Here is a 13,124-nt window from a genome sequence, read left to right on the forward strand (position 1 = left end):
CCGTCCCGCAGTTCGAGGGAGGCACTGCGGGTACCCCCGACGACCGCGTTGCGACCGGGATTCGGGGGCGCGTCGTCGGCGCCGCGCCCAGACCTTTCCGGTGCTGGGCGCCATCCGCGAGACTGCCGCAATCGACCTCCTCGCTGAACGCACCATCTCACCAGGGATATGGCGCTCGGCAGCATCCGGTGGTGCTCGTTGGACGGAAGGCTTCGCGCAGGTACCTACGTACCCGTCGCAGTCGTCGCGATACCGCCGTCGACCGGGATGACGGCACCCGTGAGGTAGGCCCCGGCCCGGCTGGCGAGGAACACGGCGACACCGGCCATATCGTCGTCGCGGCCGAGCCGGCGCAGCGGGGCCTTTGCCGCGATCGTGTCTCCGACGGCATCGAGCGTGGACGCCATCATCTGCGACGGAAACGGGCCAGGCGCGACCGCGTTCACCGTGACGTGCTCGGGGCCCAGCTCTCTGGCGAGCACCCTGGTGAGTTGATGCAGTGCCGCTTTGCTGCTGGCGTAGGAGTAGTTGGGTGATTCGGCGACGTGGATGGCGGCGATGCTGCCGATGTTGATGACGCGGGCGGGATCGTCGGCGACGCCCGCCTTGCGGAGTGCGGGAAGCAGCGCCTGCACCAGCCAGAACGGCGTCTTGAGATTGAGGTCGAGCACTGTGTCCCAGGCCTCGTCCGGGAACGTCGCCAGCGGCTCGCGCCACATCGCGCCCGCGTTGTTGACGAGGATGTCCAGGCGTGGCGAGTCGGCCTCGACCAGATCGGCGAGGCGACGGCATTCGTCGTGCCTGGACAGATCGGCGGGGATCGCTCGAACGTCGCCGAATTCGGACAGTAGACGCTGTGCCCGCTCGCACGTGTCCGGCTTACGCGAGCTGACTACGACGCGTGCGCCCGCCTGGAGCAGACCGCGCGCTATCATCAGCCCGATGCCACCGGTGCCGCCGGTGACCAGAGCGTACTTCCCGCTCAGATCGAAAAGTTCTGCGTGCGTGGCGAATTGGTTGCCTGTCATTGGTCTCCGTCCTTGCTGCCGGGGCAGAATGCGCGGACACGATCGCGCATTCGGGGGCAGCTGCAGTGCGTGTCCATGGAATGTCGTCGGCGGCTTGTCGAGGGAGCTGTAACCGACTCGACAAGGCTGACAGGCATTTCGGATGTCCGGGAGACCCTGGCGATACAGGTACTGTGTGTGCCCCCTTGCTCTGCACTGCCATCACCGTTTTCGCACAGTCACTTTCGTGATTGCCGCGATCTGTAGCGCAACTCGGCCGTGCGGTCAGTCGCTGCCACGTCGTGTGGACTCTTCCGCCGTGGCTGTCCATCCGGCGTCGAGGAGGGCGAAGATCCGGTCGAGCGCCGCGTCCGGGTCGTCTCGTCCGTGGACGAGACTGACGGCTTCGAGGGCGAAGTGGGCCAGCGCCTGCGCGGCGGGATCGCCTTCGGGCAGCCCGGCGTCGGCGAACTACCATGCCCGCGCAGCCGAATATCGACGCAGGCAACAGAATTCATAGGCGGGACACGAGGGCGCTCCGGTTCAGATCTGGCCGCGCAGCATGCGCAGCAGGTGGTCGAGGACGCGTCCGCTACTGACCCGCAGTCCGTCGTGCTCGTGTTCGTTGGTCGCCCACAGCCGTAGACCTTTGATGGTCTCGGCGGTCTGCAGCGAGTATGTGGCATCGACGTACATGTCGTCGAGGTAGACGGCGGCGGCCACGGGGACCTCGTTCGCGGCCAGGCGTTGCGGGTCGTAGAGGTCGGGCCAGTCCGCGCGGGCGAACAGCAGCTCGGCGGTCGCGCGCAGGGGCACGAGACAGGGTTGGTCGAAGTGGCACGGGTAGGTCATCTCACCGGTGAACAACACCGGATCGTCCCCGGCCAGCGCAGTGCGCGCGTCGAACTGGGGGAACTCGCCGCGTATGCGCTGCGCCGCCCAGTTGGTGGCGCCGGTGCCGCGCTGGGCGTAGGTGAGTTCATGCATGAGCGGGTTCAGCGGCAGTTGGGCGTAGCTGAGGAAACCCGCGATGCGGGCGAGCAGGCTGTCGGACAATTCTGTTCCAGCCCAAGGGGTTTCGAGAAGGTAGTGCAGCACTTCCGCGCCGTCGCGGGTGCCGAGCATCAGTCCGAGCGACTGGAATGCCTCGACGGTGAGCAAGGATCCGTCGGGCAGCGGCGCCGGGCGCTCGATCAGGTGCGCGGCGATGCGCCGGACCGCGGCGGCGTCCTGCGGGTACCGGCGGTAGTACGCGGTGTTCTTGTGGTGCACGCGCGGATAGGTGGCGCGGTAGACCTCGTCGGCGGTGGCGCGCAAACCGGGAAGACCGCCGGTGATTATTGCTTCGCGCAGACCCTCGGGCGCGAACGAGAGGTAGGTGACGGTGCACATGCCGCCGAAGCTCTGGCCGAGCACCGACCATGGTTCGCCGATCAGTGTTCGCCGGATCAGTTCGGCGTCGCGGACAATCGCGTCGGCACGGAAATGGGTGAGATAGTCGGCTTGGGCGGCCGACGCGCCACGGGCGGGGAGCGTTTGCCGGGTGATCGGGCTGGAGCGGCCCGTGCCGCGCTGGTCGAGCAGTAGGACGCGGTAGTCGTCGAGTGCACGGTCCAGCCAGGAATCCCGGCCGATCGGACGCGGCGGCACCATGCCGGGGCCACCTTGCAGAAACAGCAGCCAGGGCAGCTGCTCGCGTTCGCGTCCGGTGGCCACGACCTCGCGAGCGTAGATGTCGAGGTGCTCGCCATCGGGCTGATCATGGTCGAGGGGGACGGAAAAGTGGTGGTCGGTCAGCGTTACACCGTGCATGGAAAGCTCCTTTGCGGCAACGAGTTATCTTGGTACGGGCGTTGTTTCGGCTTACGTCGAGCATTGTCGCCGCGTCGAACTCGGCTTCGTGCCGATGCTGATGGCATTGGCCGCGATGATCGCCGCGATGCTCGACCAAGCGGCCACGTCGAGCCGCTGACCCAGCACGAGCGCACCGACGACCGCGGCGAGCACCGGGTTGACGCTCATGAACAACCCGAACGCCGCAGCGGGAACGCGACGCAGCGTGAACAGATCCGCCAGGAACGGCACAGCGGAGGCGAGGATGCCGCACGCGACAGCCGCACCGACCGCACCGATCGAAGGTGGGTGATGCACCACGACACCCACACCGAGCGGCAGGTATATCAGGGCAGACAGCCCTGCGGCGGCCGCTGTGCCTTGCGCCCCGGAAAAGCGCTGTCCGAGGGAACGGTTGAGCAGGATGTAGCCTGCCCAGCAGGCAGCGGCGAGCAGCGCAAGCCCCATGCCGAGATAGTCGGCGGTGGGGCGCGGGCGCATCAGCACGACGACCCCCGCGACGGCGAGCACGGCACAGCCCAGGTCCACGCGTCGGCGCGAGCCGGCCAGCGCGATCGTGAGGGGACCGAGGAACTCCAGGGTCACCGCCAAGCCGAGACCGATCCGGTCGATCGCGGTATAGAGCGACAGGTTCACCACACCGAAGACGATCGCGAGCAGCAGCACCGGCCCCCACTGGCGTCGCGTGAAGGACCGAAAGCGCGGCCGGCCGACCGCGAGCAGCACCGCCGCCGCGACGCACTGACGGACCGCGACGACGCCGACCGGGCCGAGCACCGGGAAGGCCAACGACCCGATCGCGGCGCCGAGCTGGTTCGAAAGGCCGCTGGCGAGCATCGTGCAGACTCCGGCAATCGGCACGGCACCGGGTTTCGCGGGCAGGACGGCAAGCTCTGCCGGGCGGGTGGGGTCTGCTTGCACCCACCGATCCTGTGCCGCCGCCGCACATTCGCAAAATGCATGGCGCACACCAACTATACGATCTGGTTATGGATATCGAGCTGCGTCAGTTGCGTTGCCTCGTCGCGATCGTCGACGAAGGCACGTTCACCGATGCCGCAATCGCTCTCGGCGTCTCACAGGCAGCCGTCTCGCGCACCCTCTCGGCGCTCGAGCAGCGCCTCGGCGTCCGGCTACTGCGGCGCACGTCGCGCGAAACCGCGCCGACCACGATCGGACTACGCGTTGTGGCGCACGCCCGGCGCGTGCTGAGCGAAGTCGAAAACCTGGTCCAGGAAGCTACATCGGGCCACGTCGAACTGCGTATCGGTCACTCCTGGTCGGCACTCGGCCGACGCACACTCGCCTTTCAGCACCGCTGGCAGGCAGCACACCCGGAAACGCAACTGCACCTGCTCCGCATCAACTCCCCGAGCGCCGGGCTGGCCGAGGGTACCGCCGACCTCGGAGTCATTCGCAAGCCGTTGACGGACCGCCGCTTCGAGAGCGCCATCGTCGGTCTGGAAGCACGCTGGTGCGCGCTCGCCGCCGCCGACCCCCTGGCGCGACGCCGCTCCGTACGTCTGGCCGATCTCAGCAACCGCGTCCTGCTCGTCGACCGGCGCACCGGAACGACCACCACGGATCTGTGGCCCGCGCACGCGCGCCCCGCAGAACAGGAGAGCCGCGACATCGACGACTGGCTCACCGTCATCGCCACCGGCCGCTGCGTGGGAGTCACCGCGGAATCCGTCGTCGACCAATATCCTCGCCCCGGCGTCGCCTACCTGCCGGTACGCGACGCCGAACCCGTAGCCGTACAACTGGTCTGGTGGCGCGACGACCCCCACCCCGCCACCCGCACCGTGCTCGAGCTGCTCACCGAGCTCTACCGCACATGAAGCTCGAAACCCACACCGCGAACGGTCGGGCGAAGGCCCTCAACAGATCCTGGTGACGATCCACCACTCGCTGCTGGGTCACGCTGCGGGTCTGGGTCGGCGATGTGCAGCGGCTGACGGTATCACTCGATTCATGGTGTCACTGTGACGGGCGGCCGACGACAAACGGATACCGCCGCTGCCGGAATGTCGTGAACCTTTCACGGGCGATCGCGGCGCTCAATACCCCGGTTTCGGGAGCGCGGTCGGCAGCGGATGATGTTCGGCCAGTGACAGTTTGAAACCCACGTGGCTGGCTTCGAAACCGAGTTTGCCGTAGAAGCGGTGTGCGTCCGTGCGGCTACCGTGCGAGGTCAATTGCACCAGCGCACACCCGTGCGCCCTTGCCCGCCGCACGCACTCTTCGATGAGCTGTCCGCCCAGACCGTTGCCACGCAGCGGTCGATCCACGCGCACCGCCTCGATCTGCGCCCGCACCGCACCCTTGTGGGCAAGACCCGGCAGGAAGCTGAGTTGCGCGGTGCCGACCACGGCACCGTGGTGTTCGGCTACCAGCAGTTCCTGGCGCGGGTCGGCATCGATCACGGCGAAGGCCGCGCGATACGGGCCCAGATCGTCCACCGACTCGCGGGCGCTACCCAACGTGTCATCGGCGAGCATCCGCACCAGCGCCGGAAGGTCCTCGATCGTCGCGGACCGAAAGATGATCTCGTCCATACACCGATTCCATCATGAGCCGGGAGAGGGCTACCGCCCGCTTCCCACTGGGGCCGGGCTCGTCACTCGGACGGTTCGAACGGGAACACCGAATTGGTACCGGCGTACAGGGGTGCACAGTTTTCGACAGGTTCAGTCGCAGTTTCGTTTCGTATGCGCCAACCAAACGTAAACGTAATAACGACAGGGGAGTTGGGCGACCGCTCCGAGTCCTGACCGCCGATAATGTTCACTTATCGGCGGTCAGAACTGAGGGTTGAGCAATGAGTCCTCCTGCGACACGACAGATTTCGTTTCGTGTGAATACGTCACTATTGACGAAACCAACGCTACGATTTTCGAGTGTCCAACGTCTGCAACTACCCGGGCTGTGCTCGACCCATCACGCGCGGCGGGGGCCCCGGCCGTCCGTCGGAATACTGTGATCACCCGGATCACACGAGATGGCGCGCGTGGCGGGAACGGCAACGGCTACAACAGGAGTCGGAGGTAGTCGACGCTTCCGTCACTGTGACGCAGCAGGGGCCGGTGACCGTGGCCCGGTTACGTGCGGATGAGCTGCTCACTCAATTCCGTGGTCTCGCAGATCAACTGGGCAATACGCTGAACGCCGCCGTCGCCGAACTGTCCACGCTCGGCGATCCCTCGGTGGCCGAGGCGCAGGTCCAGGCGGTGCAAGCCGATGCGGCGCGCCGGATCGCGGAGGCCGAAATGGCTACTGTCGCGGCCGAACAGGCGCGCCGCGAAGCCGAGGAAGCGCGAGCGCTGGCCGAAGCCGCGGCCGATGACGCCGCCGGCGCGGCCGAACGGGCGGAAGCCGCGATCGCCGACGCGCACAGCACCCGCGACGACGCGCTACGCGAGGTCGAACGCACCACCCGTCAGGCCGCCGACGATGTGTTCGCCGCGCGTAGCGAGGCCGAGGCCGAGGTCCGCACCGCGCGCCGCGAAGCCGCGGAGGAGATCGCACGGATCCGACAGGAAGCGGCCGAACAGGTCGAGCGCGCCGAACGGCGGGCCGCCACCGACATCGCGCACGCGGAACGCGAAGCGGCGGCCAAGGTCGGCGCCGCGCACTCCGAGCGCGACCTCGCCGTGCAGCGCGCCGCCGACGCCGAACGGGCGACCGAACGCGCGGAGCAGGCGGCGATGGAACGGATCGAAGCCGCCAACGAGGCGCGCGAAGAATGGCGCCGGGTCCGCGTCGAACTCGACAGCACCCGCACCGAACTCGCCGACACCCGACGCACCGCTGCCGCCGACATCGCGGCCGCCCGCGCAGAATCCAGTGCCGCAGTAGAGAAGGTCCGCACCGAAGCTGCCCAGCGAATCGACGCGCTCGACGAGGCTCGCGCGCAAACACTTGCTCGCGCCGAACGCGCCGAGGCGCAACTGGACGAACTACTCGCCGAAGCCCGTCGCCCGGTTACCGACCGCCCAGCACGAGCGGGTGCCTCGTAGCCGCGGTGCCGGTGACCACCTTTGTGGGCACTTAGTAGCCGCGATGTCGGTGACCACCCGTGCGGGGCTTCCTAGCCGGGGCGCCGGTGACTACGCACAGGGGTCACCGGCACCGCGTCAGCATGATTTCGAAAGAGCGCTCGTCGCGCCACCTACTCGCCGCACAAGGCCCGGACAGCCGGGACGACGTCGCCGATCCAGCGGCGGAGTTGGGTTTCGTCCTCGGACTCCGGCCAGTACACGAACGTGTCGAAGCCGGTTTCGGTGGCGAGGTCGGCCAGAATGCGGGCCCAGCCGGCGGCGTCGGTGCGGATCTTTTCCTCACCGCGCAGGGTTACCGGGCCGGGCGCGTCGGTGATGGTGCCGACCAGTTGCGCCATCCGGGTGATGTCGGTCGGCGCGCGGCCCGCGTCGACCGCTGCGGCCGAGATGATGTCTTGCGTCGCTTGCCATTTCTCGTAGGGCAGGTAGTGCGGAATGGGTGCGGCCCAGCCGTCGGCAATGCGCCCGGTGAGCGCGTTCGCCTTCGGGCCGACACTGCCGAACCAGATCCCGACCGGATGGGCGGGCGCGGGGCCGGACTGCACACCGTGCACGGTGTAGTGCGTGCCGTCGACTTTCGCTTTCGTCCCGGGCTGCCACATGGCACGGATGACGGCGGTCGCTTCTTCGAGCGCTTGCAACGCTTCGGGATTCGATCGCGTCGGGCCGCCCATGGCGCGGATGGCGGGCCAGAATGCGCCGGCGCCCAACGCGAGTTCGAAGCGTCCGCCGCTGAGCAGGTCCAGGGTCGCCGCCTGCTTGCCGAGCATGGCGGGCCCGCGCAGCGGCAGACTCGCCACGTCCGGAAACACCCGCAGCCGTTCGGTTTCCGCCAACACGGTGGCGATCACCGCGAAGGTGTCGGCCAGCCCGCCGGCGTACGGGTGGTCCTGGATGCCGAGCAGATCAAGACCTTCCCGATCTGCCACCTGCGCCAGCGCGCGCAGCCGCGGCAGTTCGGTCGCCGTCGGCGCCCACTGAATACCGAATCGTAAACTCACCCCGCGATCATGCCATTCACCGGCGCAACGGATGATCTTGATGCGACCGAACGGCTGCCCGGCGGCGAAGCCCGCGCTCGCTCGTTACGGTGCGTGGAAGCCGCCGATCTCCTGCTCGAGCAGCTCGGCCATGCGCAGCGGGGTGCGGTCTTCGAACATCGGGCCGATGAGCTGCACGCCGACCGGCAGTCCGTCGGCGGTGCGGTCCGCGGGGATAGCGGTGGCGGGCAGACCCGGCATAGTGGCCAGACCCGCCCAGACGAACTGGTCGTTGAAGGGGTAGTCGACGCCGTCGATGGCGATGCGCCGCGCACCGAGACTCGTATGGTCGTGCGGGAACGCGGGTGTCGGCGTGATCGGGCACACGACCGCGTCGAACTCGGCGAACAGTTGCCGCCACCCGTGACGATGTAGTTCGCGGCGGTTGTTCGCTTCGATCCACTCGCGGTGGCTGAACACCGCACTGCGCTGCCACACGGCTTGATAGCTGTCGTCCTGCGGATCCAGTCCGGCCGCGGCGGCGCGCAGCAATTCGTACCTGTCCGCGGGAAAACGCGCGGCGAGATCGGACACCAGCAGCTGGGTGTAGAGCGTCGCGGCCTCGGCGAGGTCGGGCAGCAATGGACTCTGCCGCGCCACGTGCGCACCGGCAGCGACCAACGCTTCGGCGACCCGGTGCAGTCCGGCGCGCACCGCCGAGCCGGTCGGGATATTCGGATGCTCGTCGAGGACCAGCACTCGGAAGTCGGCGAGCCGCTCGTGCCGAGCGGGCGGCAGCGCCAGCCGATAGGCGATGCCGTGCGTGAGCGGATCGGGACCCGCCATCACATCCAGCAGCAGGGCCAGGTCGCGGGCGGTGCGGGCCATCGGGCCGACCACCGGGAGATCACGCTCGGCGGGCAGCGCGGGCCCTGGTGGCGCGACCATGCCGCGACTGGCCACCAGCCCCAGAGTCGGCTTGTGTGCGTAGACGCCGCAGAAATGCGCGGGCGTGCGCAGCGATCCGGCGATATCGGAACCGAGCGAGAGCGCACCGAACCCGGCGGCCAAGGCGGCGGCCGACCCGCCGGAAGACCCGCCCGGGGTGCGACCGTGATCCCACGGATTGCTGGTGGTGCCGTAGATGTCGTTGTAGCTCTGGATGTCCTGCAACATGAACGGCACGTTGGTCTTTCCGAGGATCACCGCACCGGCCGCTTCGATCCGCGATACCTGCACCGCGTTCTCGGCGGGCACGTAGTCGCGGTACGCCGGCACACCCCAGGTCGTGGGCAGGCCAGCGATGTCGTAGGACTCCTTCACCGTCACCGGGACACCGAGCAGCGGACGGTCCTCGCCGCGTGCCCGCGCCTCGTCGGCTCGGATCGCGGCCGCCCGCGCCCGGTCGAAGTCCGGCACACAGATGGCGTTGATCGCTTTGTCGTCCCGCTCGATCCGGGCGATCGCCTCCTCGGTCAGCTCGACCGAGGTCACCGCACCCGCACGCAGGGCGGCCAGAAGTTGTTCCGCCGAATGAAAGCTCCGCTCCATGCCCGCGACCCTACCGACGTCGCGGGTATACCGATCCTGCGAGCAGGCCTCGAATGCCCACGCAGCCATCGACATACGTCCGGCTCGCACCGAAAACTATGTGCGCGACGACCGGCCGCGCCTCTATGGTGAGCCGATGGCATCGGTGAGAACGGTTCAAGTCACCTTCGACTGCGCGGATCCCGAGCGCGTCGCCCGGTTCTGGTGCGAGGTGCTGGGGTACGTCTTGCCACCGGCGCCGGAGGGCTTCGCCGACTGGGACGAATACAACAGCACGTTGCCGCCGGAACGCCGGAACGCGGGAGCCGCTGCCATGGATCCCGCGGGGGTGGGTCCGCGCCTGTACTTCCAGCGCGTACCCGAGGGCAAGGTCGTGAAGAACCGCGTGCACCTCGATGTGCGGGTCGGCACGGGACTGGCGGGCGAGGAACGGGTGGCCGCGCTGGAAGCCGAATGCGCCCGGCTGCTCCCGCTCGGCGCGACCCGGCTGGAACTGCTGCCCGCCGACGACGAGAACGAATCCTGCCTGGTGATGCAGGACATCGAGGGCAACGAATTCTGCCTCGACTGAACTACTCGCTGACTGAACTACTCGCTCACCGCCAACTCGGCAACCAGAGATGGTGCTGCCAGCTCGCCGGTGTGATCGGCAGGCCGGTCAGAATCGGATAGAGCCAGATGAAGTTGGCCACCACCAAGCCCAGATACAGGCATACCGCGAGCAGTCCGGTGCCGCGGCGTTCCCTGGATTCCGCTGCGCGCCCGAGGATCTGGCCGAGGGCCAGCGCCAGCAGCATGACCAGGAACGGCGCCATGACGGTCGCGTAGAAGAAGTACATCTGGCGGTCCAGCGCCCCGAACCACGGCAGCCACGCGGCGCCGTACGCGGTGAGCACGGCGAGGTAGCGCCAGTCGCGCCGCGTCGCCGTCTGCCACAGCGCCCAGCCCAGCACCGGGAACGCCAACCACCAGAGGGCCGGGGTGCCGATCAGCATGATCGCCCGCACGCACTCGGATTGCCCGCAGCCGTGGGCGTTTTCGGGGTAGTAGTACAGCATCGGGCGCAGGCCCATCGGCCATGTCCACGGCTTGGATTCCCAGGCGTGGTGGTTGCCCGCCGAGTTGGTGAGGTGGGTGTGGAAGTCCAGGACTCGGGAATGGTTGAACCACAACGCCCGCAACGCGTCCGGCACGAACGAGAAGTAGCCGCCCGGTCCCACCTGGATGCCGACCGCGTGCCGGTTCACCCCGGACTCGCTGGCGAACCAGCCCGCGTACGACGCCAGATAGACCCCGAGCGCCACGAACGGCAGCGCGAACGCGGCCGGTACCGCGTCCCGGACCAGCGTGCCGACGAATGGTCGGGGCACGCCGTACGCGCGGCGCGCGGTGACATCGAAACCGAGCGACAGAATCGCGAAAGCCACCACGAAATACAACCCGGACCACTTCGTCGCGCAGGCCAGTCCGAGCAGGACGCCCGCCCCGAACCGCCACCACCGCACGCCCAGTCGCGGGCCCCACGGTGTACCGGTCGCCGCGGCCCGCGCCAGCCGCGCCCGTACCTCGTCACGGTCGACGATCAAACAGCCGAACGCGCCGGTGACCAGCACGGTCAGGAAGATGTCGAGCATGCCGATCCGGGACGAGACGAAGCTGACGCCGTCGGCGATCAGCAGGACCCCGGCGATCGCGCCGATCAGCGTCGAGCGGGCCAGCCTGCGCACGATCCGCACGACCAGCAGCACCAGTACCGTGCCCGCCAGCGCCGCGGCGAAGCGCCACCCCAGCGGAGTGAAGCCGAACAGCGCCTCGCCCATCGCGATCAGCATCTTGCCGAACGGGGGATGCACGATGACGGGGAAGCCGGGATTGTCCTCGATGCCCATCCCGTTGTTCAACAGTTCCCACGCCTGCACGGCGTAGTACTTCTCGTCGAAGACCGGTGTGCCGCCCTCGGTCACCGTGCCGAGACCCGCGAACCGCAGCACCGCGGCCACCAGCGTGAGAAAGATCGTCACCCACCAGCCGCGCGCGGTGTCGCGCGGTCCGTCGTCGACACCTCGCTGCGCGGTCATCCCGGCGACCACCGGCCGTGACAACACTCCACTCCCCGAACCCAGCACGTCACGACCTTACGGGAGAAGTGGAAAGGCAATGGGCGCACGATAGTTCATCGAGTGTGCTCGCTTATGCTCGAGCGGAGCGTCCGGCGGTTCGAGCGGGGCGGCGAAGGAGGGCGCACGGATGGCTGTCATCCACGAGACGACGATGGTGCCGACGAAACTGGAGTTGCTGACCGCCTGGTTGCCCACCCGCGCGTGGTATCAGGGCACGGGGCGGCCGGTGCTGCGGCGCGCGGGCGGGTTCCGCCTGGACGACCCCGCCGGTGCGGTCGGGATCGAGTTCATGATGCTCGTGGACAGTTCCGCCGAGCCCGTCGCGTATCTGGTGCCGTTCGCCTACCGCGGGGCACCGCTCGACGGCGCCGAAGAGGCGCTCGTCGGTACATCGATGCACGGCGTCCTCGGTGAGCGCTGGCTCTACGACGGCACCCGCGACCCGGTGGTCGTGGCGCAACTCGTGGCGTTGCTCGCCGGTACCGCCGAGCCCCAGGCGCAGCACGAAAGCGGTACACCCGATCCGTCGATCCAGGTCACGCCCGCCGAACTCGCACTGCCCGCGGCGGCGACGGCGGTGGACGCGAGCGCGCACACCGAGATCGGGGGAGTGCTGCGGGTGCATCGCGTGCTGGCGCCGGCGGGCACGCCGAGCGCCGGACAGGTCAGCGCGCCGTGGCAAGCCGCGGACGGGACGTCGGTTCGTAGCGTGGTGCTGTCGGCGGTGTAGACGGCAACTGCCGTTCGGCCATGCCTGCTCGCCGCACCGAGTGAAAGCAAACACGCGGCTAACTGCGGTGTGCGCTCATATCATGGAGCTATGCCCGAAGACGAGCTCGAAGGGCGTGCGGACCCACTGGCCGGGACAGCCCGGCAGGCGATCCTGGTGTCCGGTGCCTGCTCGATGATCTTGGGTGTGGTCATAGCGGTATGGCCACACAAGACGCTGCCGACCGCGGAACTGCTGCTCGGCGCGTATTTGCTGGTCAATGCCGGGTTGCAGGTGATCATCGCGCTCAGCGCGCGGATGGCGCCCGCCCTGCGGGTGCTCGTCTTCGTCAGCGGTCTGATCTCGACATTGCTCGCAGTGCTGTGTTTCAGCGGCGGCAATTCGGCACTGCTGCTGTCGTTCTGGGTCGGCCTGGCCTGGTCGGTGCGCGGCATCTGTCACGCGACCGTCGCGGTGTGGACACCCGCGTTGCGCGGCAGCGGCAGGCAGGAGGTGTTCGGCCTGGTCACCCTGCTGCTCGGCCTCGTGGTCGGCGTGCTGCCGTTCGACTCGCTGGACGTGCTGGGGCTGGTCGTCGGCCTGCTGTTGATCGTGATCGCGACGATGGAGGTGCTCAGCGTCGCCGCCGTCCGGCAGGGCGTGCTCGATCTGTCCGGGCTGGCGCGGCCGCGCGCGGTACGCCTCGACCCCTGAGCCGCACCGAGAAAGATCGAGTAGCCGGTCCGGCGGGATTCGAGTAGCCGGGCACTCGTGGCATCGAGCTCTGTTCTGGTCACTGTAGGCAGTGGCGAGAAAGGAGCCCGAGATGTTCGAGCGAACCT

12 protein-coding genes are annotated in these 13,124 nt (G+C 68.3%); 5 read left to right on the plus strand and 7 right to left on the minus strand.

Translation table 11 applies throughout. From position 1 onward, the window contains the following. Window positions 1–224 precede the first annotated feature (224 nt). The 3 genes from NVU01S_RS01730 to NVU01S_RS01740 form a co-directional block, all read right to left on the minus strand. Window positions 225–1,028, minus strand: coding sequence for an SDR family oxidoreductase (locus NVU01S_RS01730; protein WP_043674276.1), 804 nt, complete (start codon window positions 1,026–1,028; stop codon window positions 225–227). A gap of 522 nt (window positions 1,029–1,550) precedes the next feature. Continuing rightward, window positions 1,551–2,819, minus strand: a complete 1,269-nt coding sequence (locus NVU01S_RS01735) for an alpha/beta fold hydrolase (protein ID WP_043674274.1) — start codon at window positions 2,817–2,819, stop codon at window positions 1,551–1,553. Window positions 2,820–2,870: 51 nt separating this feature from the next. Next, window positions 2,871–3,782 (minus strand): EamA family transporter, encoded by a 912-nt coding sequence (locus NVU01S_RS01740; RefSeq protein ID WP_244467341.1) that lies wholly within the window; start codon window positions 3,780–3,782, stop codon window positions 2,871–2,873. Window positions 3,783–3,817: 35 nt separating this feature from the next. Between NVU01S_RS01740 and NVU01S_RS01745 the strand changes: the two genes are divergently transcribed. After that, entirely contained in the window at window positions 3,818–4,702 is an 885-nt protein-coding gene (locus tag NVU01S_RS01745) for a LysR family transcriptional regulator (protein WP_244467340.1), read from the plus strand. A gap of 219 nt (window positions 4,703–4,921) precedes the next feature. Here NVU01S_RS01745 and NVU01S_RS01750 read toward each other — a convergent pair whose 3' ends face one another. Beyond that, window positions 4,922–5,419: a GNAT family N-acetyltransferase gene (locus tag NVU01S_RS01750; RefSeq protein ID WP_043674268.1), complete on the minus strand. Its 498-nt coding sequence runs from the start codon at window positions 5,417–5,419 to the stop codon at window positions 4,922–4,924. 510 nt (window positions 5,420–5,929) lie between these two features. Between NVU01S_RS01750 and NVU01S_RS01755 the strand changes: the two genes are divergently transcribed. Beyond that, a complete protein-coding gene (locus NVU01S_RS01755; protein ID WP_043674265.1) occupies window positions 5,930–6,880 on the plus strand; it encodes a coiled-coil domain-containing protein in 951 nt (316 codons plus the stop codon). A 152-nt stretch (window positions 6,881–7,032) separates the two neighbouring features. Here the strand turns inward: NVU01S_RS01755 and NVU01S_RS01760 are convergent, their stop codons facing one another. Next, the gene (locus NVU01S_RS01760; protein ID WP_043674262.1) at window positions 7,033–7,923 is read right to left on the minus strand and encodes an LLM class flavin-dependent oxidoreductase; all 891 of its coding nucleotides are present in this window, start codon (window positions 7,921–7,923) and stop codon (window positions 7,033–7,035) included. A gap of 84 nt (window positions 7,924–8,007) precedes the next feature. Beyond that, window positions 8,008–9,453, minus strand: a complete 1,446-nt coding sequence (locus tag NVU01S_RS01765) for an amidase (protein WP_043674397.1) — start codon at window positions 9,451–9,453, stop codon at window positions 8,008–8,010. Window positions 9,454–9,589: 136 nt separating this feature from the next. On the opposite strand from NVU01S_RS01765, the gene NVU01S_RS01770 reads away from it, so the two are divergent. Next, window positions 9,590–10,024 (plus strand): VOC family protein, encoded by a 435-nt coding sequence (locus NVU01S_RS01770; RefSeq protein ID WP_043674391.1) that lies wholly within the window; start codon window positions 9,590–9,592, stop codon window positions 10,022–10,024. 25 nt (window positions 10,025–10,049) lie between these two features. Here NVU01S_RS01770 and NVU01S_RS01775 read toward each other — a convergent pair whose 3' ends face one another. Continuing rightward, a complete protein-coding gene (locus NVU01S_RS01775; protein WP_043674383.1) occupies window positions 10,050–11,531 on the minus strand; it encodes a dolichyl-phosphate-mannose--protein mannosyltransferase in 1,482 nt (493 codons plus the stop codon). A 169-nt stretch (window positions 11,532–11,700) separates the two neighbouring features. On the opposite strand from NVU01S_RS01775, the gene NVU01S_RS01780 reads away from it, so the two are divergent. Both NVU01S_RS01780 and NVU01S_RS01785 read left to right on the plus strand, forming a co-directional pair. Beyond that, window positions 11,701–12,303 (plus strand): maltokinase N-terminal cap-like domain-containing protein, encoded by a 603-nt coding sequence (locus NVU01S_RS01780; RefSeq protein WP_043674259.1) that lies wholly within the window; start codon window positions 11,701–11,703, stop codon window positions 12,301–12,303. Window positions 12,304–12,393: 90 nt separating this feature from the next. Next, the gene (locus NVU01S_RS01785; RefSeq protein ID WP_043674256.1) at window positions 12,394–12,996 is read left to right on the plus strand and encodes a DUF308 domain-containing protein; all 603 of its coding nucleotides are present in this window, start codon (window positions 12,394–12,396) and stop codon (window positions 12,994–12,996) included. Window positions 12,997–13,124 lie beyond the last annotated feature (128 nt).

Source organism: Nocardia vulneris (assembly GCF_001613425.1).
In the GTDB taxonomy this organism is placed as follows: domain Bacteria; phylum Actinomycetota; class Actinomycetes; order Mycobacteriales; family Mycobacteriaceae; genus Nocardia; species Nocardia vulneris.

What these genes read in the sequence shown, in the direction of transcription:
- NVU01S_RS01730 (WP_043674276.1), bottom strand. Translation starts at nt 1,028, where the DNA reads ATGACAGGCAACCAATTCGCCACGCACGCAGAACTTTTCGATCTGAGC.
- NVU01S_RS01735 (WP_043674274.1), bottom strand. Translation starts at nt 2,819, where the DNA reads ATGCACGGTGTAACGCTGACCGACCACCACTTTTCCGTCCCCCTCGAC.
- NVU01S_RS01745 (WP_244467340.1), top strand. Translation starts at nt 3,818, where the DNA reads ATGCATGGCGCACACCAACTATACGATCTGGTTATGGATATCGAGCTG.
- NVU01S_RS01750 (WP_043674268.1), bottom strand. Translation starts at nt 5,419, where the DNA reads ATGGACGAGATCATCTTTCGGTCCGCGACGATCGAGGACCTTCCGGCG.
- NVU01S_RS01765 (WP_043674397.1), bottom strand. Translation starts at nt 9,453, where the DNA reads ATGGAGCGGAGCTTTCATTCGGCGGAACAACTTCTGGCCGCCCTGCGT.
- NVU01S_RS01770 (WP_043674391.1), top strand. Translation starts at nt 9,590, where the DNA reads ATGGCATCGGTGAGAACGGTTCAAGTCACCTTCGACTGCGCGGATCCC.
- NVU01S_RS01775 (WP_043674383.1), bottom strand. Translation starts at nt 11,531, where the DNA reads ATGACCGCGCAGCGAGGTGTCGACGACGGACCGCGCGACACCGCGCGC.
- NVU01S_RS01780 (WP_043674259.1), top strand. Translation starts at nt 11,701, where the DNA reads ATGGCTGTCATCCACGAGACGACGATGGTGCCGACGAAACTGGAGTTG.
- NVU01S_RS01785 (WP_043674256.1), top strand. Translation starts at nt 12,394, where the DNA reads ATGCCCGAAGACGAGCTCGAAGGGCGTGCGGACCCACTGGCCGGGACA.